At 36.8% G+C, this 21,524-nt stretch carries 22 protein-coding genes; 15 read left to right on the top strand and 7 right to left on the bottom strand.

The genetic code is table 11. The annotated features are described in order from the left end of the window. The first annotated feature begins 28 nt into the window (after positions 1-28). On the top strand, positions 29-1,171 hold the full coding sequence (gene wecB, locus FC77_RS04015; RefSeq protein WP_056970229.1) for a non-hydrolyzing UDP-N-acetylglucosamine 2-epimerase: 1,143 nt from the start codon (positions 29-31) through the stop codon (positions 1,169-1,171). A 50-nt stretch (positions 1,172-1,221) separates the two neighbouring features. Here the strand turns inward: wecB and FC77_RS04010 are convergent, their stop codons facing one another. Together FC77_RS04010 and FC77_RS04005 are read right to left on the bottom strand one after the other, a co-directional pair. Continuing rightward, positions 1,222-1,734, bottom strand: coding sequence for a GtrA family protein (locus tag FC77_RS04010; RefSeq protein ID WP_056970228.1), 513 nt, complete (start codon positions 1,732-1,734; stop codon positions 1,222-1,224). After that, a complete protein-coding gene (locus tag FC77_RS04005) occupies positions 1,727-2,173 on the bottom strand; it encodes a flavodoxin (protein WP_056970227.1) in 447 nt (148 codons plus the stop codon). Before FC77_RS04005 ends, FC77_RS04010 begins: the two co-directional genes overlap by 8 nt. A gap of 137 nt (positions 2,174-2,310) precedes the next feature. Between FC77_RS04005 and map the strand changes: the two genes are divergently transcribed. From map to FC77_RS03975, 6 genes are all read left to right on the top strand, one after another. Then, positions 2,311-3,138, top strand: a complete 828-nt coding sequence (gene map / locus FC77_RS04000) for a type I methionyl aminopeptidase (protein ID WP_054681728.1) — start codon at positions 2,311-2,313, stop codon at positions 3,136-3,138. 8 nt (positions 3,139-3,146) lie between these two features. Then, positions 3,147-4,064 (top strand): YihY/virulence factor BrkB family protein, encoded by a 918-nt coding sequence (locus tag FC77_RS03995; protein WP_056970226.1) that lies wholly within the window; start codon positions 3,147-3,149, stop codon positions 4,062-4,064. Positions 4,065-4,132: 68 nt separating this feature from the next. Then, positions 4,133-5,032: a UTP--glucose-1-phosphate uridylyltransferase GalU gene (gene galU / locus FC77_RS03990; RefSeq protein ID WP_056970225.1), complete on the top strand. Its 900-nt coding sequence runs from the start codon at positions 4,133-4,135 to the stop codon at positions 5,030-5,032. Between the two features lie 149 nt (positions 5,033-5,181). Continuing rightward, complete coding sequence (locus tag FC77_RS03985; protein ID WP_056970224.1) at positions 5,182-6,339, top strand: thiolase family protein; 1,158 nt, start codon at positions 5,182-5,184, stop codon at positions 6,337-6,339. Continuing rightward, positions 6,340-7,551, top strand: a complete 1,212-nt coding sequence (locus FC77_RS03980) for a hydroxymethylglutaryl-CoA reductase, degradative (protein WP_056970223.1) — start codon at positions 6,340-6,342, stop codon at positions 7,549-7,551. It abuts the gene before it with no gap. After that, entirely contained in the window at positions 7,551-8,714 is a 1,164-nt protein-coding gene (locus FC77_RS03975; protein ID WP_056970222.1) for a hydroxymethylglutaryl-CoA synthase, read from the top strand. The genes FC77_RS03980 and FC77_RS03975 overlap by 1 nt, the downstream gene beginning before the upstream one ends. A 36-nt stretch (positions 8,715-8,750) precedes the next feature. On the opposite strand, the gene FC77_RS03970 is transcribed toward FC77_RS03975, so the two are convergent. Next, the gene (locus FC77_RS03970; RefSeq protein WP_056970221.1) at positions 8,751-9,035 is read right to left on the bottom strand and encodes a hypothetical protein; all 285 of its coding nucleotides are present in this window, start codon (positions 9,033-9,035) and stop codon (positions 8,751-8,753) included. A 143-nt stretch (positions 9,036-9,178) separates the two neighbouring features. On the opposite strand from FC77_RS03970, the gene FC77_RS03965 reads away from it, so the two are divergent. Continuing rightward, entirely contained in the window at positions 9,179-10,069 is an 891-nt protein-coding gene (locus tag FC77_RS03965; RefSeq protein ID WP_082621118.1) for an alpha/beta hydrolase, read from the top strand. A gap of 397 nt (positions 10,070-10,466) precedes the next feature. On the opposite strand, the gene rlmD is transcribed toward FC77_RS03965, so the two are convergent. After that, entirely contained in the window at positions 10,467-11,846 is a 1,380-nt protein-coding gene (gene rlmD / locus FC77_RS03960; RefSeq protein WP_056970219.1) for a 23S rRNA (uracil(1939)-C(5))-methyltransferase RlmD, read from the bottom strand. Between the two features lie 124 nt (positions 11,847-11,970). Between rlmD and recX the strand changes: the two genes are divergently transcribed. Both recX and FC77_RS03950 read left to right on the top strand, forming a co-directional pair. After that, positions 11,971-12,786, top strand: coding sequence for a recombination regulator RecX (gene recX / locus FC77_RS03955; RefSeq protein ID WP_056970218.1), 816 nt, complete (start codon positions 11,971-11,973; stop codon positions 12,784-12,786). Positions 12,787-12,797: 11 nt separating this feature from the next. Then, entirely contained in the window at positions 12,798-13,277 is a 480-nt protein-coding gene (locus FC77_RS03950; protein WP_056970217.1) for a hypothetical protein, read from the top strand. A 20-nt stretch (positions 13,278-13,297) separates the two neighbouring features. Here FC77_RS03950 and FC77_RS03945 read toward each other — a convergent pair whose 3' ends face one another. Next, positions 13,298-13,759: a hypothetical protein gene (locus tag FC77_RS03945; RefSeq protein WP_056970216.1), complete on the bottom strand. Its 462-nt coding sequence runs from the start codon at positions 13,757-13,759 to the stop codon at positions 13,298-13,300. A 100-nt stretch (positions 13,760-13,859) separates the two neighbouring features. Between FC77_RS03945 and FC77_RS03940 the strand changes: the two genes are divergently transcribed. Both FC77_RS03940 and FC77_RS03935 read left to right on the top strand, forming a co-directional pair. Then, positions 13,860-14,729: a hemolysin family protein gene (locus FC77_RS03940; RefSeq protein ID WP_056970215.1), complete on the top strand. Its 870-nt coding sequence runs from the start codon at positions 13,860-13,862 to the stop codon at positions 14,727-14,729. Next, entirely contained in the window at positions 14,729-16,300 is a 1,572-nt protein-coding gene (locus FC77_RS03935; RefSeq protein ID WP_056970214.1) for a peptide chain release factor 3, read from the top strand. Before FC77_RS03940 ends, FC77_RS03935 begins: the two co-directional genes overlap by 1 nt. A 46-nt stretch (positions 16,301-16,346) precedes the next feature. On the opposite strand, the gene FC77_RS03930 is transcribed toward FC77_RS03935, so the two are convergent. After that, positions 16,347-16,628 (bottom strand): DUF1827 family protein, encoded by a 282-nt coding sequence (locus FC77_RS03930; RefSeq protein ID WP_054681724.1) that lies wholly within the window; start codon positions 16,626-16,628, stop codon positions 16,347-16,349. Positions 16,629-16,745: 117 nt separating this feature from the next. Then, on the bottom strand, positions 16,746-18,962 hold the full coding sequence (locus tag FC77_RS03925) for an ATP-dependent Clp protease ATP-binding subunit (protein WP_056970213.1): 2,217 nt from the start codon (positions 18,960-18,962) through the stop codon (positions 16,746-16,748). Positions 18,963-19,155: 193 nt separating this feature from the next. On the opposite strand from FC77_RS03925, the gene FC77_RS03920 reads away from it, so the two are divergent. From FC77_RS03920 to ptsP, 3 genes are all read left to right on the top strand, one after another. Then, positions 19,156-19,338: a hypothetical protein gene (locus tag FC77_RS03920; protein WP_056970212.1), complete on the top strand. Its 183-nt coding sequence runs from the start codon at positions 19,156-19,158 to the stop codon at positions 19,336-19,338. Between the two features lie 105 nt (positions 19,339-19,443). Next, positions 19,444-19,710 carry a phosphocarrier protein HPr gene (locus tag FC77_RS03915; protein WP_054681722.1) on the top strand — a complete coding sequence of 89 codons (267 nt, stop codon included), beginning with the start codon at positions 19,444-19,446 and terminating at the stop codon, positions 19,708-19,710. After that, the gene (gene ptsP / locus FC77_RS03910) at positions 19,710-21,443 is read left to right on the top strand and encodes a phosphoenolpyruvate--protein phosphotransferase (RefSeq protein WP_056970211.1); all 1,734 of its coding nucleotides are present in this window, start codon (positions 19,710-19,712) and stop codon (positions 21,441-21,443) included. The genes FC77_RS03915 and ptsP overlap by 1 nt, the downstream gene beginning before the upstream one ends. Positions 21,444-21,524 lie beyond the last annotated feature (81 nt).

The following is a 21,524-nucleotide window of genomic DNA, read 5'->3' as shown; positions in this document are numbered from 1 at the left end:
ATTATTAGTATTGTTACGGAGGATTTTTATGAAAAAAATTAAAGTAATGACTGTTTTTGGAACGCGTCCAGAAGCAATTAAAATGGCACCGCTTGTGCTTAAATTAAAGGCTGATGACCGTTTTAACGAGGTAACGGTTGTTAGTGCTCAACACCGGCAAATGCTTGATCAAGTTCTACATATTTTTAAGATTAAGCCGGATTATGATTTTAATATTATGCATAAGAATCAAACTTTAGAGGATATTACTAGTAAAGTTTTGGTTGATCTGGCTAAGGTAATTCACGAAGAAAATCCAGATATTGTGCTGGTTCATGGTGATACTACTACCAGCTTCGCGGCTAGCCTTGCTACTTTTTATGAAGAAACTACTTTGGGTCACGTTGAGGCTGGGCTTCGAACCTGGAATAAGTATTCACCGTTTCCAGAGGAAATGAACCGGCAGATGACCGATGATTTAGCTGATTTGTACTTTGCTCCGACCAAACTTAGCAAATCCAACCTGCTTAAAGAAAATCACAAAAAAGAGAATATTTTTATAACGGGGAATACTGCTATCGATGCTTTGAAGCAAACCGTGCAAAAAGATTACCACCACGAAGTTCTCGATGATATTACCCCGGGTAACAGGGTAATCTTGGTTACTATGCACCGCCGGGAAAATCAAGGTGAGCCAATGCGACGAGTCTTTAAAGTGATGAAGCAGGTTGTAGACAGCCACAAGGACGTTGAAATCATCTACCCTGTACATCTATCACCACGTGTGCAAAAGACCGCACACGACGTTTTAGGCAACGATCCACGGATTCATTTGATTGCCCCTCTCGATGTGGTGGATTTCCATAATTTAGCCAAACGCAGCTACTTCATCATGACGGATTCTGGTGGAGTTCAGGAAGAAGCACCTTCGCTAGGCAAGCCAGTTTTAGTCTTACGGGATACAACTGAGCGCCCAGAAGGTGTGAAGGCTGGTACCTTGAAGCTAGTTGGTACGCAAGTTGAGCCGGTTAAAAAAGCAATGTTAGAATTGCTTGAAAATAAAGATATATATAATAAGATGGCCAATGCTAAAAATCCTTATGGTGATGGTCATGCCAGTGATCGTATTATAAACGATATTGTGTATTACTTTTCGGATAAATCTGGTCCAAGGCCAAAAGATTTTGAATAAAATAAAGTCCTAAAATTCAACTTGAATTTTAGGACTTTTTGGTTAAAAAATTATTTTTTATTTTTACGTTCCTGAATATGATTCTTTGCACGTGTAAAGATAGAATTTCCTTGAACCTGGAAAACCGACCTTGTCGTTAAGTAGTTAAAGATACCGACTAAGATTTGGTCGACTATCTTAACGAATAGGGCATTTAAGTGCATCCATGAAAGTCCGACCAGCATTATTAAAGTGTCAGGAATTAAACTGATAATTCGGTAGGCAAAAAAAACAACTAATTTATGCCAGGTTGTGTGATCGTGATCGACATTGTTAATAAATACGGCTTTTTGGTTAAAGAAAAAGGAGGCTAAGTTGGAAACGATGAAGGCAATGGTATTAGAAATAACCACTGCGCTATGCCACCATTTGTGAAGCATCATGAAGACTATGGTGTTGATTAGGGCTGCTAGAAAACCAAAAATCATGTAAACAACTAAGTTATGGTGCCGTTTAATTAATTTCTGGCCTAAATGCCGAATATTGGTATCACTCGAAGAGCTGATTTTTTTATTCTTAGCCATTTAGCTTCTCAGACATTTCTTCGGCGGCATTGTCAATCTTAGCAATTGCTGCATCATCGGGTGCATTTTCAATCGTAACTGCTTTAGTAATTTCCTTTGCACCAATTTCCTTAAACATTTTTTCAAAGTCAAAAACATTTTCACAAAAATGATCGGCATACATCTTATCGCCGCTGCCCATAACAGCAAAATATTTGCCGCTTAAGTCGAGATCTTTTAATTGGTCGTAGAAGTCGGCGACATCATCAGTCATCTTACCTTCGCCGTAAGTATAAGTGATGAAGATACACAAGTCATTTTCTAAATAATCGCTGGCGTCGGTAAAGCTAGCCTCGCTAGTTTCAACCTCAAAGCCATAATCTTGGAGATCCTCCTCAAGGATCTCAGCCATGTCTGCATCATTACCAGTCATGCTGGCGTAGACAATTCTTGCCTTCATGATTTACTTCATACCTTTCGTATTGCATTCTATATTATTATACATAAATTCTAGGCTTTTTCGAAATCCTTTAGTAAACTTTTAAAAAACGCTATAATGTAAACAAGTATTATTTAAATAAGAGGAGAGTTTTAGTTTTGATTACAATTAAATCCGTTCGTGAACTTAAAGGAATGCAAGCATCCGGACGTCTACTTGCATCAATGTTTGAAGGACTACGTGATGTTGTTAAGCCCGGTATTTCTACCTGGGAAATCGAAGAATTTTGTCAAAAATTCGTAAAATCCCGTGGTGGACGCCTTTCAGAGCAAGGCTTTGAAGGTTATAAGTATGGTACTTGTATCTCGGTTAATGATCAAATTGCCCATGCCACACCAAGAAAAGACATGATTTTAAAGGAAGGTGATTTGGTTAAAGTTGACGTCACCTGCAATTTAAATGGTTTTGAAACCGATTCTTGTACCACTTATCCAGTTGGTAAAATTTCTGCCGCTGACAAAAAGTTGGTTGAGGTTACCAAACAAGCAATGTATTTGGGAATTGATCAAGCTGTTCTTGGTAACAGAATTGGTGATATTGGTGCCGCAATCCAACCATTTGTTGAAAAGGAACACCATTATGGTGATGTTCGTGAATTAGTTGGACATGGTATTCAACCAAGTATTCACGAAGATCCAGAAGTTCCACATTGGGGCAAAGCTGGCCATGGTATCCGTCTTCGTGAAGGAATGACCATTACCTGTGAACCAATGGTTGAAGAAGGCGGCGATTGGAGAATTGCCCAAAGAACAGTTAAAGATCCTAATGATGATTGGGTATACTACGCAACCCCAGATGGTTCAAAGGCTGCTCAATTTGAACACACTTTTGCAATTACTAAGGATGGTCCTAAGATTTTAACTTTACAAAAACCTTATGATGGTTATGAAAAGTACCTTCCTCACTTTGATGAAATGGATGATTAGGTAAGTGCATGAAAGCAAGTACGGGGCAGATACGTGCTCGTATAGGCCTGTTTTTTAAAACATTATCAGAAAAATTCTCTAAAGGTGAAGTTTTAACTAGTGCAATTGTAATTGCTTACTATGTTTTGTTTTCGATATTCCCGATAATAATTATTATCGGGAATATCTTGCCTTTATTTCATATTAATACCAAACCAATTGCGGAATACTTAAATTTGATCTTTCCAGATCGAATTGCGGGTTTTATAATGCCTATCATCAATTCGCTCCTTAAGAGCAATTCTACAGGTTATATTTCTTTTGGTATTGTATTGGCACTCTGGTCATTTTCTTCTCTGGTTAATGCGATCAGAATTGGGATGAACCGGGTTTATGGAGTTCATACGGTAGAATTAAAGCAAAAACTATTAATAACCTTGTGGACAAGGTCAATTACGATCTTATTAACGACCCTAATGATTATTATCTTTACTTTAACTAGCTTGATCTTCATTTTTGGTCAGCAAATTTTAGAATTCTTACGGCCGATTTTTTCATTTTCAGTTGGTGAAATTGAAAAGGTATTAAGTTACCGTTATCCAATAGTAATTGTGATTATGGCTATAACCATTTATTACCTGAATTACGCTTTACCAAATATTAAACTAAAGAAGAGGGTTATCTGGCCCGGTGTAATTACCACCGTTGTTGGTTGGCTTGCCTTATCTTATCTATTTAGTTTTTATTTACATAATTTTCATATTAGTTGGGAAAACTATGGGATTATCGGCACCTTCATTATTTTCATGTTGTGGCTCAACATTTCATCTATCCTTTTGCTAGTTGGGACCTGCGTTAATTCAACTATTATCCAGATGCATGTTGGCAAAGTTCAATATTCAGTTGGCCACTTGGCGGAGTATATTCAAAGAAAGCGCCGTCATTAAATACTAGCAGAATTCACAAAAGTTTGTTATATTGGTTTTTAGGATAGAAAAATAGAAAGTGTATTGATATGAAAGTCAGGAAAGCGGTTATTCCAGCAGCCGGTTTAGGTACAAGATTTTTACCTGCCACTAAGGCAATGCCTAAAGAAATGTTGCCTATTGTTGATAAGCCTACGATTCAATTTATTGTTGAGGAAGCTAAAAAATCAGGAATTGAAGACATTTTAATTGTTACTGGTAAGACTAAACGTTCAATCGAAGATCATTTTGATTCTAATCCAGAACTTGAACAAAATTTGCAAGAAAAAGGTAAGACCAAGTTACTTAAATTAACTCAGGGCATTACCCATTTAGGAATTAACTTGTATTACACAAGACAGCCATATCCAGCTGGCTTAGGTGACGCTATTGCGCGTAGCCGTAGTTTTGTTGGGGATGAACCGTTCGTTGTAATGCTTGGTGATGACTTAATGAAGGATAAAGTTCCCCTAACTAAGCAGTTAATCAATCGCTATAATAAAACCCATGCCTCAACCATTGCCGTTATGAAGGTACCACACAAAGACGTTTCCAAGTACGGTGTAATTGAACCAGAAACCGAAATTGCCCCAGGGTTAATTAACGTTAAATCATTCGTTGAAAAGCCAGAAGTCGATAAGGCTCCTAGTGATTACGCAATTATTGGCCGTTACTTACTTACGCCAGAAATTTTTGATATTTTAGCTGACCAAAAACCTGGACGTGGTGGGGAAATTCAGTTGACCGATGCGATCGATACCATGAATAAGACCCAACGTGTTTTTGCACACGTCTTTAAGGGTGAACGGCATGATGTAGGTAACAAAGAAGGTTACCTCGAAACATCGATTGAATATGGGTTAAATCACCCGGAAATTAAGGATGATTTACGTAAATACATCATCTCACTTAGTAAGAAGCTACAATCTGAAGTTAAGAAAAATAAATAGGTTATAGATAAAGTATTAAAACCACGTTTTAAGCGTGGTTTTTTATTGTGTAAATATTTGTTAACGAAAAGTTGAGTTACTGTCTTTCAGATAAAAAATTAGGTAATATTGCTTTAATAAAAGTTAATTTTAGCTAGGAGAAAAAATTAATGAAAGAAATTTATGTTGTCGCTGCTAAAAGGACACCATTTGGTAAATACAATGGCTTTTTTAAAAATGAATCTGCTACTGATCTGGGTGTGATGGCATTAAAAGGGACTTTGAATAGCGCTCAAATTAAAGCTGAAGACATTGAGGCGTTACTGATGGGGAATGTGCTAAGTACCGGTTTAGGCGAAAATATGGCTAGGCAGGTTGCTTTGTGTTCAGGGATGAAGAATATAAGTGCCAGCACAACTATTAATGAAGTGTGCGGATCAAGCCTTAAAGCCATGCGCCTTGCACAGGGACAGATGGAGATGGGTGACTTAAATTTAGTAGCAGTTGGCGGTGCTGAAAGCATGACCAATGCACCATATTTTGTTGCAAATCAAGATGACGCGCAGAATCATTTACAAAGTAGCATGCTTATTGATGGCTTAAACGACGCTTTTTTAAAGCAGCATATGGGAATTACCACTGAAAATGTAGCTAGAAAATATCATGTTTCTAGAAAAGAAATGGATGAATTTAGTTTACGTTCCCATCAAAAAGCTACTCGAGCTGTGAAAAATGGCTCTTTCAAGAATGAAATTATTCCTAGCAACTTAGATGATAAAAAATTAACTCATGATGAAAGCATTCGTCCGGATACTAGCATGGCCGCTTTAGCCAACTTAAAACCATCTTTTAAAAGGGATGGGAAGGTAACAGCTGGAAATGCTTCGCCCCTTAGTGACGGTGCCAGCATGGTAATTTTGGCAACTGGTGAAAAGATAGATGAATTAAATTTAAAGCCGCTTGCACGTTTAGGAGCATTTGCGGAAAGTGGGATTGATCCCGCCTATATGGGTTATGCCCCTTACTACGCGGTGACTAAATTACTTCACCAAACTGGTAGAAAAATCACGGATTATGACATTATTGAATTAAATGAAGCTTTTGCTTCTCAAAGTGTTGCACTCGTGCGTGATTTGCAAATTCCAGTAAGTAAGCTAAACATATTTGGTGGAGCAATTGCACTTGGGCACCCGCTAGCAGCTTCAGGTACTAGGCTAGTTGCTTCTGCAATTAATAGCCTTGAACACGTTAATGGTAAACTTGCGCTGGTTACTCTTTGTATCGGTGGAGGACAAGCAATTGCTTATGAAATCAAAAGAGATTTTTAAATGAAATTTTATGAATTAACACCAGAAAAACGGAGGCAAATTTTAAAAGATCGGGGTATTCAATTAAATAAAATTAACGAGCAAACCTTAAAAGGTCTTAATTCACTCAGTGAAAATGTAGTTGGTCAAGTTCGGTTGCCACTAGGATTAGTTGAAGATTTGCTAGTAAACAGACGACATTATCAAGTACCTATGGCAATTGAAGAACCATCGGTTGTGGCGGCAGCTAACCATGGTGCAAGTATTTTTGCTAAGAACAATGGCGTCGTGGCTCATAGTCAGCGTAATGGCATTTATGGTCAGATAGTATTAAAAATTGAAAAGAATTTTGTCTTAAAGAAATTGCTTACAAAGTTCCCATCTTTAATTAATTTGGCTAATAAAAGATTCGCCAGTTTGGTTCGGCATGGTGGCGGTGTGAAAGAGATAAAAGACAGGCAAAGCGCTTCTTTGCTTTATTTAAAAGTTTTGATTGATCCCGCCGAATCTATGGGGGCTAATAAAACAAATTCAATTTTAGAGTTTTTGGCTGGAAAATTAGAGCAGGAAACAGGAATTAAAGAAAAATTATTTGCAATTCTTTCTAACTACCCTAGTCAACTAACTACCGCAAAGGTAAAGCTTAGTTTCACATCGGTTGGTGGAGAAAGGGCGGCTAAGCGAGTTGCTTTGCTTAGTCAAATCGGATGCAACGACGTTTATCGTGGAGTAACGAATAATAAAGGAATTATGAACGGTATCGATGCTGTCTTGGTTGCTACTGGTAATGATTATCGGGCCGTTGATGCTGCCGCTGGCGTTTTGGCTAATCAAAATGGTAAGTATCGTAGTTTAAGTAAATGGCAAGTAAAAGGTGGATATTTGTTAGGCAAGTTGACTTTACCACTTGCTATTGGTACCGTTGGTGGCTCGATTAATGCCAGAAAAGATATAAAACAGAGTTATCGCATTTTAGGTAAAAATGTGACTGCTTCTGACCTAGCTAATATTATTGCAAGTATCGGTTTAGCCAACAATTTGGCAGCACTGCTTGCAATTTCAACCACTGGCATCCAAGCCGGACATATGAAATTACAAGCAAGAAATATTGTTGCGGAATTAAAAACAACTGATGATGAGAAAAGCAAGGTACTGGCTGTTATGATTAAAGAAAAAATATATTCAGAGACTTATGCAAAAAAGCTATTAAAGAAAATAAGGAAGGATAAATAATGCAGGTTGGTATTGATCAAATAGGGTTATATACGCCAAATAAGTATGTTGATATGGTAGATCTAGCGCATGCAAGAAATGAGGATCCCAATAAATATTTAATTGGAATTGGGCAGACCCAAATGAGCGTGGCTGATTCGACGCAAGATTCTGTGTCAATGGGAATTAATTCTGCTCGGAGGTATATTGATCAAATTGATAAAGATAAAGTCGGGTTACTTGTTTTAGGCACAGAAAGCAGTGTTGATCAATCTAAATCTGCATCTTTATTTGTTAAAACTGCTTTGCAATTGAAGCCGGAAGTCCGTACATTTGAGGTTAAGGAGGCCTGTTTTGGTTTAACTGCTGCGCTGATGATTGCCCGTGACTATGTTCGAGTACATCCAGAGCACACGGCGATCGTAATTGGGAGTGATATTGCCCGCTATGGTGTAAATACCCCTGGTGAGGTTACCCAAGGAGCTGGGAGCATCAGTATGCTGATTAAAACGGATCCTAGGATACTTTCACTAAATGATGGACATAGTGCATACAGCGCGAATATTAACGATTTCTGGCGCCCAAATAATTCAAAAACGGCTTTAGTTGATGGTAAATATTCTACGCAGGTATACTTAGATTTCTTTGCTAAAACTTTTAATGATTATAAAAAATTAAAGGGTTGGAGTACGCAAGATTTTGGCTCACTTATCTATCACCTACCATTTACTAAAATGGGTTTGAAGGCTAACCGTCTTTCGGTAGAAGGGCAAGATGAAACGACAAGTAAACGGCTAGAAAAAAGTTTTGCTGCTTCAAAGCAGCTTAGTAAACGGATTGGCAATATTTATACCGCTTCACTTTATATGAGTCTTCTTAGTTTGATTGAAAATGCCCAGCTCGAACCTAATTCTTTGATTGGATTATTTTCATATGGATCAGGTGCTATGGCCGAATTTTTCTCAGGTAATTTAGTAGACGGTTATGAAGAGGTAATCGACAAGAATAGCGACGTAAAGATGCTTGATCGCCGCAAGAAGTTAACCATCAAAGAGTATGAGGATATTTTTAATGAAGCGTTAATGGATCCTGAAGACGGCATAGAACTTGCCAGCGATGAGGAGCCTGGCAACTGGTATTTTGCTGGTACCAAGAATCACGTGCGTCAGTATAAACAAAAATAATGAAAAAGAAGCTCGGTTTAATAATCGAGCTTCTTTTTATGTTAAACGAATCCAACGGCCATTATCTTTAATTTGAATCCCGTAAGTAGGGATTTTTTCTTTGCCATCTATTATCCATAATGGGATTCCTTTATGGTGCATTTGTTTAACTAAGTGAATAATTTTTAACTTAGACATGGGATGTTGTCCCGGATAAAGCAGACATCCATCGGCAGTAATTTTTAATTTAGCTAATGGCAGAATTTTCCCTTTGATGGTCAGATAAAAGGTAGTTTGGTTGTTTAGATCGTTAGTTAGTTGTAATAAATCAGTTAATCTCATAATTTTGGAATACTATATAAAACATAAAATGCTATACTAGTTGATATTGGCAATAATATAGAATAATTGGAGTCTTTCTTTTGAAACAATTAAAACATAAAAAAATATGGTTTTCATTACTTATACTTATTTTACTAGTATGCATGTTATTTGTGGGCGCGGGATTCTATTTCTTTAACTTAGCTTGTGTACCAGGACATAAAAGTTTTATTAATAATAGTACTTACGTTAAAAAATCCGATCCGCTTTATACTCAAAAAATGTGGTATAAAAAGCAAAAAAAGCAGAAATGGTATATGACTTCTGCCACTGATAATTATCGTTTAGATGCAAATTATATTCCTGACCAAAGGTCGAACAAGACCGTCATTATTTTACATGGCTACATGAACAATAAGGATAAAATGGGTGCTTATGCCACACTTTTTCACCGACTTGGCTATAACGTTCTAATGCCAGACGCTCGTGCCCAAGGGCAAAGTCAGGGTAAATATATTGGTTATGGCTGGCCTGAAAGGTGTGACGTTAAAAAGTGGACTAATAAATTGTTAACTAAAGAAGGTAAAAAACAAAAAGTTGTGCTTTTCGGAGTCAGTATGGGTGCTGCTACAGCAATGATGACGAGTGGTTTAAATTTGCCTAAGCAGGTAAAAGCAATTATAGAAGATTGCGGTTATACCGATGTTAAGGATGAAATTGAGCATGAAGCCAAGGTACTGTATCATATGCCGGCCTTCCCTCGTTTTCCTTTAGTTGAAATATTGAGTGGGATTAATCGAATTAAAGTTGGTTACTACTTAAAAGATGGTTCAAGTGTAAATCAGTTGCATAGGAATCACCGTCCGATGCTTTTCATTCATGGAGGAAGAGATAAATTTGTTCCTACCAGAATGGTGTACACAAATTATGAGGCTACGAAGGGTAAGAAAGAATTGTGGATTGCCAAAAAGGCCCCGCATGCTGCTTCTTATGCTAATTATCCCCAAGCGTATACAAAACATGTTCGTAATTTCTTAAATAAATATGTCCACTAAAAGAATAATAAATACTTGCAAGCGGTTACACATATTGCTATGATAAAAGTGTGGAAGAGGTAGAAATAAAGTTAACAATATAAGTAAGTATAAGTAAGTTTTTATCTCCAGAATTGTATTATTGTTGGAAGATTATCTAATAGATAGAAGTGTCGGATAATTAGAAGGTCCCAATCTTTAATTGCCGACTACCTACAAGGTTCCAATTTGTAAAAAGTTACGTTTTATGTAAAGACCCGAACAAGTGAATGTTAATGTTGGTTACGAAAGATCATTGTTACATTAATGATGATTTCTTAAATCGTAATGATCAATTGATAAACTACCTTATCCACTTATGAAAAAAACAGTTGTCCAAAGACGATATGTCTGGCAACTGTTTTTTATATGTAATTTTTTATTTTCTTAAGGTTAGTTTAACGATACACTCGCAACGTGCCGTTTGTGGCAGCATGTCTATGTTTTCAATTAAACGGACATTATAGCTTTCGGTTAAGAGTACCAAATCTTGTGCTAAAGTTGATGGGTTACAAGAAATGTAAACAAAAGTCTTCGGTTTGGTGCGAAGCAAAGTTTTGATTAAACCTTTGGCAAGACCTGTTCTTGGTGGATCAACAATTAATGCATCAACTGGCAATCCTTGCTCTTGAAGCTGTGGCAATACTTTTTCAACGTTACCTTGGAAGTAATCTGCGTTCTTAACGTGGTTCAGTTCCACGTTGTGCTTAGCATCTGCAACTGCTTCTGGAATGGTTTCAATTCCAACGACTTGTTTAACCTGATCAGCTGCAATAATGCCTAAAGTACCCACACCGCTATATGCGTCGATTAAAGTTTGGTCTGGGGTTAAATCTAAAAATTTGATTGCTTCAGAATAAAGGTTAACTGTTTGGACTGGGTTTAACTGGAAAAATGCTCGAGGAGACAAGGCAAATTTTTTACCTAAAATTTCTTCGGTAATTTGATTTTTACCGCCTAATTTTTCAGTTTTGTTTCCCCAGACTTGTGGGTTACGCCAATCGGTTTCGTTTTGATAAATACTAACAACATTAGGAAGTTTTGATAATTCTTGACTTAATGTAAGTAGGTTTTTAACTTCGTGCCCAACCGTAATCAAGGTAACCTGTATTTCTTTGCTTGCTTCAGATTGTCGAACCACTATCGTTTTAATCCCTGGGAAGTGGCGGTAATAATTTGCAACCGGTACGTGTAGTTTCTCAATCAAAGCCTTGACTGTACGTTCAATTTTTTGCGTATCCTTACTTTGAGTAGGCATTATTGGAAGATCAAAGAGCTTGTGCGAATGAGGAGCAAACAAGCCCAATTTAGTTTTACCGTGATCTCTTTCAATTTGGTATTGTGCCTTATTGCGGTAATGCCATTCATTTGGAGCTGGTATAGTATTCTTCACCTTGTATTTTGCATAGCCACGGGGATGGTATTTCTTAAGTGCCTCTAAAACGTTATTCTTTTTAAACTCAAGCTGCTTTTTGTAGCTTAGGTGAGCTAGTTCTAATCCACCAACTTCAGGTGGAACATCTTTAGGAAAAGCAACCCGGTCAGGGCTTTTTTCTTTAATTCGAACAAGTTCGGCTTGAATGTAATGGGGGTAATCCTTAATGATTTTGGCTACAACTACTTCATCGGGAAGTGCACCCGGAATAAAAATGATCTTCTTTTTATAGTAGCCGATTCCTTCACCATTGATACCTAAACGTTTTATGGTAATAATTACGTCTTTTTCTTTATGATTATTATGTCTAAAATTTCTTCTCATAATTTTTCTTTCTACTAAAAACTAACCGTTATTGATAGTTAATTGTACTCCCTAAGAAAAGTTCTTAGCAAGAAAAGTAAAAATTTGCTAGCATGGATAATATATAGAATACGAGGTAAAAGTGATGCCAATTATTTCAAAAATTAGTGCCCAGAAAAAACCGGGCCGGTATAATATTTTCTTAGACGGTAAATATGCTTTTTCAGCTAGTGAGCAGACGGTTGCAAAATTTGTCCTTTTAAAGGGGCGAAAACTAACTGATGAAAAAATTACTGAAATTAAGCACTATGATGATGGTGCCAGAGCAACTGATTTAGCTGCTCGTTACTTAAATTATCAGCCCAGAACTATTTTTGAAATTTTGCAGTATCTCAAGAAACACCATATTTCAGATGAATCGGCTAATGATGCTGTTGAAGAATTGAAAAAAATGGGTTATTTAGATGACCATAAATATGTCCAATTGTTTATTAAAAACGACTTGCGTGTCGGTACTGACGGTTCTAGAAGCCTTCAACGTAAGTTAACCCAAAAGGGGGTAGATCCCGAAATTTCTCAAGTTGAACTTGAAAATGTAGCTGATGAAGATTGGGTTAGTGTGGGTCAGCGAGTTCTAAAATCGATGGCACATAAGGTTGGTAAATTATCTGAACGTGAACTTAAGCGTAAAATGAAAACGAAGTTGTTAACCCATGGTTTTGATTCTAATGTTTCTGATATGATAATTGAAGCAATGGATTTACACGCTGATGAAGACGAGCAAATGGAAGCATTGAAAAAACAGGGAATTAAAGCTTATAAACGTTTTCGCCGCTTTGATGATCGCAAAAGAAAATCTAAAATTAGAAATTATTTGTTTACGCACGGATTTTCATCCAGTGAAATTAATGCCTTTCTAGATGGTGATATTATTCCATTAGATGAATTGTCTGAATATTGAAAGGAATAAAGATGGATAGAATACAAGAAGCTGTAACTTTTGTGGGACGACCGTTTCCAGATACAATGATGGACAAGCAACGTTCTTATACTGCATGTAATATGAAAATGGAGAATGATCCGGTCTTTCAAAAATTTTTGAAAGATAATAATTTGCAAACTCAACGGACCAATATGATTGTTTTTGGTCCAGATAATTTTATGTATTGGTATGGTGTATTGACAAATAAAGTAAAAAATATTCCATCTGGCCTTATGAAGTACCAATTGCCTAAGGCAAAGGTGGCTGAAGAAAGTTCTGCTGATCAAACACTCGCCTTTTTTAATACGCCTTTGAATGCAGTTCTACCTAAATTTCTAAAGAAACTAGCTACTCGTGGTGTAAAAGTTTACGAAAATGTTGGTGACAGTCCTACGCCGTATGTTTTACAGACACTTAATTTGGATACAAAAAAACTGACCCAAACTTTATATGTAGAGGCCAGTAAATAATTTTTATTTCTTTAATATTTTTAATGTTGTTTAGGATCGATTGATAAATTGTCATATTCAACGTAAGCTCCAAGACAAGTTGAAATAAACATGATTAACATAACGAAGCCGACAGACTTACCAACGATTTGATCTAATGTGAGTAGCTCTCGCACCGCAATAGTTGCGAGGAAGCAAAGAATGAAATCTAAAATTACGTTTGCAATCAGCAAAATATAACGCCGTCGAATGCTGAAAAAGCGGAGCAGCTGTTTGAGGAAGCCGTCATTAGTTTCCACGGCGAGTAAATCAACTGGGCGCTGAATTGTTGCTTTGATGGCAAACATGATTACTGATCCGACTGCGGCACCAATTATGGTCCTGAATAGATCAGCAGAGTGTAAAACTAGTGCGTCATAACCGATTCCAATAATTATTAAACTGCAAATATACGGAATCAATAATAAAAATGTAAAAACAAGAAGAATATGACTTTTTTTCATTAGTTTAAACCTCTTTTCTTATGTGCTATTTTACCATATCAAGTTGGCTCATGATATAATACTGTTATTTGAATTAATATAGAAAAGAGAGAAAGGCATTATGAGTAGTGACCCTGTCCCTGGAAATTTATTTAACAAATTAAAAAACAAATTTTCTGATGGTGATGAAGATGAAAACAAGGACCACTTAAAACGAGAAATTAATGATCTGTATAAGCAGAAGAAAATTGATAATACGGAATTTTCTATGTTAGATGGGGTTCTGGATTTTCAAGATAAAATGGTGCATGAAGTAATGGTACCTCGTACTGACGCCTTTATGATTAATGCAAGTGATGACTTTCAAGATAATCTTGATGAAATTTTACATGAACCTTATTCGCGTATTCCTGTTTACCAAAATGATAAAGATAAAGTTATTGAAATTATTCATATTAGGTCAATTTTGCGGAAAGCAAAACAAATTGGTTTTGATAAGTTAGACTATACAGATGTCATGAGTAAGCCACTTTTTGCTCCCGAAACTACTACGTTAAATGATTTACTAGTTGAAATGCAGAATACTCAGCAGCAACTAGCAATTTTGACCGATGAATATGGTGGGGTTGTTGGCCTTGCTACAATTGAAGATTTGCTTGAAGAAATTGTAGGTGACATTGATGATGAGGTAGACCAAGCTGAGGTTTTGTTTAATCAAGTTGGTCCAAACAAATACATTGTTTATGGTAAAATGCCCCTCGATGATTTTAATGAACAATTTGGTACCAATATTGAAATGGAAAACGTTGATACTGTAGCTGGTTACGTAATTACTAAATTAGGTGTAATTCCGACTAAAGGGGAAAAATTATGCGTTAAACTTGATAATGGAATGATTTTGACCACTAAAAGAATAATGGGTTCAAGGCTACTTACCGTTTTATTGACAATTCCTAAAAATTTAAATAAGGAAGAAGAACAAGAAAATTAATGGATAAAGGACTTTTAGATAAAGTAAAAAAGAGAAGGACGTTTGCGATTATTTCTCACCCAGATGCTGGTAAAACTACGATCACTGAACAAATGCTTCTGTTTGGTGGGGTGATCCGAAGTGCAGGTACAGTTAAAGCTCGTAAAACTGGACATTATGCAACTAGTGATTGGATGGAAATTGAAAAAAAGCGTGGTATTTCTGTAACTAGTTCTGTTATGCAGTTTGAATACCAGGGTAAACGAATTAATATTTTGGATACGCCTGGGCACCAGGACTTTTCAGAAGATACGTACCGAACGCTTATGGCGGTTGATTCAGCTGTCATGGTAATTGATTCAGCTAAAGGGATTGAACCACAAACTAAAAAACTATTTAAGGTTGTTAAACAACGTGGCATTCCCATTTTTACTTTTATGAATAAGCTTGACCGTGACGGTCGACCACCACTAGATCTGATTGCCGAGCTTGAAGACTTGCTTGGCATTGAAGGTGTTGCAATGGATTGGCCAATTGGTTCTGGTCAAACATTAAAGGGCCTTTATGATATAGCCAACAATCGGGTTGAACTTTACCGTAAGAATGGTAAAGACCGTTTTCTGCCACTTGATAAAAATGGTAAATTGCCTGATAGTGAACCGCTCAGTAAGGATCCACAATTTAAGGAAACCTTAGACGAAGTGGATCTGATCAAGGGTGCTGGTAATAAATTTGATTTAAATAAAATTGCTTTAGGCGATCAAACGCCAGTATTTTTTGGCTCAGCTCTAACTAATTTTGGTGTTGAAACTTTCTTGAACGGTTTTGTTAATTTGGCACCGTCTCCAGAAAGCCATACAGTTAATGGCGATGAAGAATTAAGCCCTGAGGATCCAGAATTTTCTGGTTTTGTCTTTAAAATTCAGGCAAATATGAATCCCCACCACCGTGATCGGATTGCCTTTGTGCGTGTTGGAAGTGGTGAATTTAAAAAAGGGCTTGATGTGACGCTTGCTCGAACAGGAAAACCAATCCGTTTGAATAATGCGACTGAGTTTATGTCGAGTGAACGTGTTCAGGTTTCTGATGCCGTGGCTGGAGATATTGTTGGTTTGTACGATACCGGTAATTTTCAAATTGGCGATAGTATTTACGCAGGTAAGCGTAAGGTGGTTTATCCACCGCTTCCAGAATTTACACCTGAATTATTTGTGCGCGTCACCGCCAAGAACGTGATGAAACAGAAATCATTTCATAAGGGGATGAAACAGTTAGTGCAAGAGGGTGCAATTCAGCTCTACCGTAATTACCAAACTAATGAATATATTCTTGGAGCTGTGGGACAACTTCAATTTGAAGTTTTTAAATTTAGAATGAAAAATGAATATAATTCTGATGTTGAGATGACCAGTTTAGGTCACCGGGTTGCTCGTTGGATTGATTCGAATCAATTGGATCCAGCAATGTCTAATAGCAGAAACTTGTTAGTTAAAGATCGTTATGGTAATCCGTTGTTCTTATTTGAAAACCAATTTGCTGAACGCTTTTTCCACGAAAAGTATCCTAAAGTTAAATTAACTGAAAAATTATGAAAAAAATATGACTGGAATTTTAATTCCAGTCATATTTTTTATTAACTTACTTATCAACATGAATTTCAATAACATGACGACTTTGATCGACCGTTAATGTATAAGAAGTATCCGTACCTTTAATGAGTCGTTTAATGACAAAATCGACTTCTTCTTTACGAACCCGGCGGTCATGATTTTCTAATGCGATTCCGATAGCAGTATTACTCTCCGTGTAAATAACTGAAGTATTTCCTAAAGAGTAAACCTTAACGTAATTAGCATCTGTAGTGTTGAGTTGGCTTTGAACCAATTTTGCGTAACTGTTGGTTACATCTATTAAGTGCATGGATTTCACCCGTTTCTGTTAGCTTTACCTTTTTAATTTAGTATAACCCTAATTATGTGATAAAAAAACATGATTGCTGGCAGTTACAGCAATCATGTGTAGAAGTAAGATAAGTGTTTACTTCTCCTCGGTAGCATCATCCTTTGAATCAGTAGCAGTATCATTATCGCTGATAACCATCTTATTATCCTTCACGTCAGCTAATAAGTTCTTGCTATTTGGATGATCAAGCTTAAAGTCAGCTACTTTATCTTCAATTTCTTCTTGGATAGTCCGACGAAGTGGACGAGCACCCATTGCAGGATTATAGCCGTCATTAACTAATTTCTTCTTAGCCGCATCAGTAACATCGATATGTAATCCCTGATCCTTAATCATATTGTTTGTATCTTGCAACATTAAGTTAACAATCTTGACCAAGTCATCCTTAGTTAGTGGATTGAACTCGATGACTTCATCTAATCTGTTTAAGAATTCCGGCTTAAAGAATTGGCTCATTGAACCTCTTGCAGAGCTCTTCTTGTCACTATTCTCAGCTGCGAATCCAACGCTAGCATTCTTAATTCCTTGACCAGCATTTGAAGTCATAATGATGATTGTATCCTTAAAGGAAACTGTTCTGCCCTGTGAATCTGTTAAACGCCCATCATCTAAGATTTGTAGAAATAGATTCATTACGGCTGGATCAGCTTTTTCAATTTCATCAAGTAAAATCAAACTGTATGGGTTATGCCGTACTTTTTCGGTTAATTGTCCAGCTTCTTCGTAACCAACATAACCTGGAGCTGAGCCAATTAACTTAGATACAGAATAAGGTTCCATATATTCAGACATATCAAAACGAATCATTGCGTTTTCAGAACCAAACATTTGCTTAGCTAATTGCTTAGCCAATTCAGTTTTACCGACACCGGTAGGTCCAACGAAGAGGAAGGAACCAATTGGCCGGCCTGACTTGTTAAAACCTATTCTGTTACGTCGAATTGCACGGGCAACTTTGTCGACAGCCTTATCTTGGCCGATTACGTGTGCTTTAAGTGCAGGTGCCAAGTTTTGTAACTGGTTTTCTTCTTGTTTTTGAATATCCCCAACAGGAATACCAGTCTTTTCCTCGACAATCTTATTCATGATCTTGCTTGTAATAACAGGAGATTTATCTGGATCAATCTTTTGATCTTTCATCTTGTTATATTTTTCAATTTGGTCACGGTAGTAAGCAGCTTTTTCGTAATCTTCACTCTTTAAAGCTTCTTGTTTTAATTTTTGAGCCGCAGTTATTCTTTCTTCCATTTTATCTTTATCGACGTAAGGGATAGTTAAATTCATTCTTGAACCAGCCTCATCAAGCAGATCAATTGCCTTATCTGGTAAGAATCTATCTTGAATGTAACGTGCGGATAATTTAGCAGCAGCCTCGATTGCACCATCAGTATAGTGAACGTGGTGGTAATCTTCGTAGCGCTTTTGAATACCTTTTAGGATGCGGATAGTCTGTTTAATACTTGGTTCTTTAACTTCTATTGGTTGGAAACGACGAGCAAGAGCCGAATCTTTTTCAATTTCTCGGTATTCCTTAATAGTAGTGGCACCGATTAATTGCAGGTCACCACGTGCTAAAGCTGGTTTAATGATGTTTCCGGCATCCATACCACCTTCAGCATTACCTGCACCGACAATTTCATGAATTTCGTCGATGAAGAGGATGACATCTTTTCTACTCTGCAATTCCTTAATTAATTGCTCCATTCGTTGCTCAAATTGACCGCGGATTCCGGTCCCTTGAACCATTGAAACCATATTTAGGGAGATAATCTTCTTATCTTGCAGTTTAGCTGGAACAGAACCATCAACGATTTGTTGAGCTAAGCCTTCAACCACGGCCGTTTTACCAACTCCGGCTTCACCAATTAAGACAGGATTGTTCTTTGTTCTCCTGTTTAAAATTTCAATTACACGGGCAATTTCTTTATCACGTCCAATAACTGGGTCGATCTTGCCCTCTTTGGCAAGTGCGGTCAGATCAGTACCGTATTGGTTAAGTAATGAACGGCCATTATTTCCGTTATTACCATTTCCACCACCCATTTGCATTTCTGGGCCTTGTCCTTGATTCATATTGTTAGCGGCACCACGATTATTTCCGTTTAAACTATTAAACAAATCGTCGAAGTCACCGAAAAATTCGTTATTATCATTATTCATATTAGTATTTCCTTGTTGTTCTTTTAATTTTTGGTAACAGTGTTGGCATAAATCAACTTCACGGCTTTGGCCATTCACCTTCGCAAAAAGGTGGATAGAGGCAGGCCGTTTGTGACAATTTTGACAAAGCATATTATATTACCGCCTTTCCCGTTAACACTTTACTAGAGTATATAATTAGCACTCTCTATAGTCAAGTGCTAAACACTAAAAACTTATTTTTTGTAAGGAAAAATAAAGTAGAGGTAATTTACAAAGTAAATGTGCTAAAATAAATAGGACCTATATAAGGTAGGCATAAAAATTTTGAGTGTGGTGATATATTTTGGATTATCAAAAAATTCTTGATCAGTTAGCCAGTGGTGAACTTGAAAAATATGAAGTTAGTCCGAAAGACGCTTTTGATTTTCAAAAGGCATTAAGAAGCTACGGTAAAAGGCAAAATATAGCAGGGCGAGCTTTACGTGGTGGTAAAATTATCTATACGCGCGCGAAGTCAGAAGATTAAATAATGTAAACTGTTACATTCAAGTTGTCTAAACCGTAAAAAAATGATAATCTAATACCTGAATAGGTATTTATTACCAGTTTAGTTTTAAAGGAGATATTTATAATGGAAAAACGCAATTTTCACATCATTGCAGAAACAGGTATTCATGCACGTCCAGCTACACTTTTAGTACAAGCAGCTTCTAAGTTTGGCTCAGATATTAATTTGGAATACAATGGTAAATCAGTTAACTTAAAGTCAATCATGGGTGTTATGTCACTCGGTGTTGGCAAGAATGCTGATATCACTATCACCGCTGACGGTGACGACGAAAAAGATGCTTTAGACGCTATTGCTGACACAATGAAAAAGGAAGGTTTAGCTGAATAATGACCAAGACTTTAAAAGGGATTGCTGCTAGTGACGGTGTTGCTGTTGCTTCAGCCTATCTTTTGGTAGAACCTGATCTTTCATTCTCCAAAACTTCTATCTCAGATGTTGATGCTGAACTTGCTCGCTATAAGAAAGCAATTAAAGAATCAACTGAAGAAGTTAAGAAGATTCGTGATACTGCAAAGAAGAGCTTAGGTAAAGATGAAGCCCAGGTTTTTGAAGCTCACTTGATGATTTTGAGTGACCCAGAATTTACTGGTGCCATTGAAAAAGAAATCAAAGACCAAAAGATAAATAGTGAAGCTGCACTTGATGAAACTTCTCAAAAATTTATTAAAATTTTTGAAGGAATGACCGATAATACTTATATGCAACAACGTGCTGCTGATGTACGTGATGTTTCAAAACGTATTATGGCTCATTTACTTGGTAAACAATTACCAAATCCTGCTTCCATTGATCACGAAGTTATTGTCGTTGCACACGACTTAACTCCCAGTGACACTGCACAGCTGAACAAGAAATACGTTAAAGGTTTTGTAACTGATGTTGGTGGTCGTACTGCCCACTCAGCTATTATGGCTCGTTCTCTTGAAATACCAGCTGTTGTTGGCACTGAATCAATTACTAAGAGCGTTAAGAATGGCCAGACACTTATTGTTGATGGTTTGAACGGTGACGCTGTAGTTGATCCAAGTGATAGCCAGGTAACCGATTATAAGCAAAAGGGTTCTGACTTCCTTAAGCAAAAAGCTGAATGGAAGAAACTGAAGAACGAACCATCTGTCACTGCCGATGGTAAGAAATTTACTATTGCAGCTAACATTGGTACTCCCAACGATATGAAGGGTGTTCATGACAATGGTGCTGAAGCTATTGGTTTGTACAGAACAGAATTCTTATACATGGATTCATCTGATTTTCCAACGGAAGACCAACAATTCGAAGCTTATAAGAAAGTTATCGAAGGTATGAATGGTAAACAGGTTATCATTAGAACCATGGATATCGGTGGAGATAAGCACCTCGATTACTGGGATTTACCAAAAGAAATGAACCCATTCTTAGGTGTTCGTGCTATTAGACTTTCACTTAAGAACCAAAAGATTTTCCGTACCCAATTAAGAGCTTTACTTCGTGCTTCTGCTTACGGTAAGTTGGGAATTATGTTCCCAATGATCGGTACGTTGAAGGAATTACGTGAAGCTAAGTCAATTTTATTTGACGAAAAGGATAAGTTAGTTAAAAAAGGTGTTAAAGTTGGCAAAGACTTACAAATCGGTATGATGATTGAAGTCCCAGCCGCTGCTGTTTTAGCTGATCAATTTGCTAAGGAAGTTGACTTCTTCTCAATTGGTACGAATGATTTGATTCAGTATACTATGGCTGCTGATCGTGGTAATGATAATGTATCATACCTCTATCAGCCAGCTAACCCATCAATACTTCGTTTGATTAAGCACACAATTGACTCTGCTCATAAGAACGGTATTTGGTGTGGTATGTGTGGTGAAGCTGCCGGTGATAACACCATGTTTCCAATTTTACTTTCAATGGGACTTGATGAATATTCAATGAGCGCAACTTCAGTCTTACGTATCAGAAGCTTAATGAAGAAGTTTAATACTAAGGATCTTAAAGAATTAGCTAATAAGGCTTGTTATGTTTCAGAAACGGCTGAAGAAAACAAGGAATTGGTTGATAATTTAATGAAGAAACTTAGTAAATAGTTTTTTAAATAAATATAAAATGTGCATTATGAAGTGAGACCTAAAAGTGAGACACTTTTAGGTCTTTTACTATGTCTAAAT

The sequence above is a fragment of the Lactobacillus acetotolerans DSM 20749 = JCM 3825 genome (assembly GCF_001436775.1).
Classification (GTDB): domain Bacteria; phylum Bacillota; class Bacilli; order Lactobacillales; family Lactobacillaceae; genus Lactobacillus; species Lactobacillus acetotolerans.
The sequence above is the reverse complement of the archived record's forward strand: the minus strand, read 5'-3'. Positions and strand labels throughout refer to the sequence as shown.

Coding starts and splice junctions, on each gene's coding strand:
- wecB (WP_056970229.1), top strand. CDS start 29: ATGAAAAAAATTAAAGTAATGACTGTTTTTGGAACGCGTCCAGAAGCA.
- FC77_RS04010 (WP_056970228.1), bottom strand. CDS start 1,734: ATGGCTAAGAATAAAAAAATCAGCTCTTCGAGTGATACCAATATTCGG.
- FC77_RS04005 (WP_056970227.1), bottom strand. CDS start 2,173: ATGAAGGCAAGAATTGTCTACGCCAGCATGACTGGTAATGATGCAGAC.
- FC77_RS03995 (WP_056970226.1), top strand. CDS start 3,147: ATGAAAGCAAGTACGGGGCAGATACGTGCTCGTATAGGCCTGTTTTTT.
- galU (WP_056970225.1), top strand. CDS start 4,133: ATGAAAGTCAGGAAAGCGGTTATTCCAGCAGCCGGTTTAGGTACAAGA.
- FC77_RS03985 (WP_056970224.1), top strand. CDS start 5,182: ATGAAAGAAATTTATGTTGTCGCTGCTAAAAGGACACCATTTGGTAAA.
- FC77_RS03980 (WP_056970223.1), top strand. CDS start 6,340: ATGAAATTTTATGAATTAACACCAGAAAAACGGAGGCAAATTTTAAAA.
- FC77_RS03975 (WP_056970222.1), top strand. CDS start 7,551: ATGCAGGTTGGTATTGATCAAATAGGGTTATATACGCCAAATAAGTAT.
- FC77_RS03970 (WP_056970221.1), bottom strand. CDS start 9,035: ATGAGATTAACTGATTTATTACAACTAACTAACGATCTAAACAACCAA.
- FC77_RS03965 (WP_082621118.1), top strand. CDS start 9,179: ATGTTATTTGTGGGCGCGGGATTCTATTTCTTTAACTTAGCTTGTGTA.
- rlmD (WP_056970219.1), bottom strand. CDS start 11,846: ATGAGAAGAAATTTTAGACATAATAATCATAAAGAAAAAGACGTAATT.
- recX (WP_056970218.1), top strand. CDS start 11,971: ATGCCAATTATTTCAAAAATTAGTGCCCAGAAAAAACCGGGCCGGTAT.
- FC77_RS03950 (WP_056970217.1), top strand. CDS start 12,798: ATGGATAGAATACAAGAAGCTGTAACTTTTGTGGGACGACCGTTTCCA.
- FC77_RS03945 (WP_056970216.1), bottom strand. CDS start 13,759: ATGAAAAAAAGTCATATTCTTCTTGTTTTTACATTTTTATTATTGATT.
- FC77_RS03940 (WP_056970215.1), top strand. CDS start 13,860: ATGAGTAGTGACCCTGTCCCTGGAAATTTATTTAACAAATTAAAAAAC.
- FC77_RS03935 (WP_056970214.1), top strand. CDS start 14,729: ATGGATAAAGGACTTTTAGATAAAGTAAAAAAGAGAAGGACGTTTGCG.
- FC77_RS03930 (WP_054681724.1), bottom strand. CDS start 16,628: ATGCACTTAATAGATGTAACCAACAGTTACGCAAAATTGGTTCAAAGC.
- FC77_RS03925 (WP_056970213.1), bottom strand. CDS start 18,962: ATGCTTTGTCAAAATTGTCACAAACGGCCTGCCTCTATCCACCTTTTT.
- FC77_RS03915 (WP_054681722.1), top strand. CDS start 19,444: ATGGAAAAACGCAATTTTCACATCATTGCAGAAACAGGTATTCATGCA.
- ptsP (WP_056970211.1), top strand. CDS start 19,710: ATGACCAAGACTTTAAAAGGGATTGCTGCTAGTGACGGTGTTGCTGTT.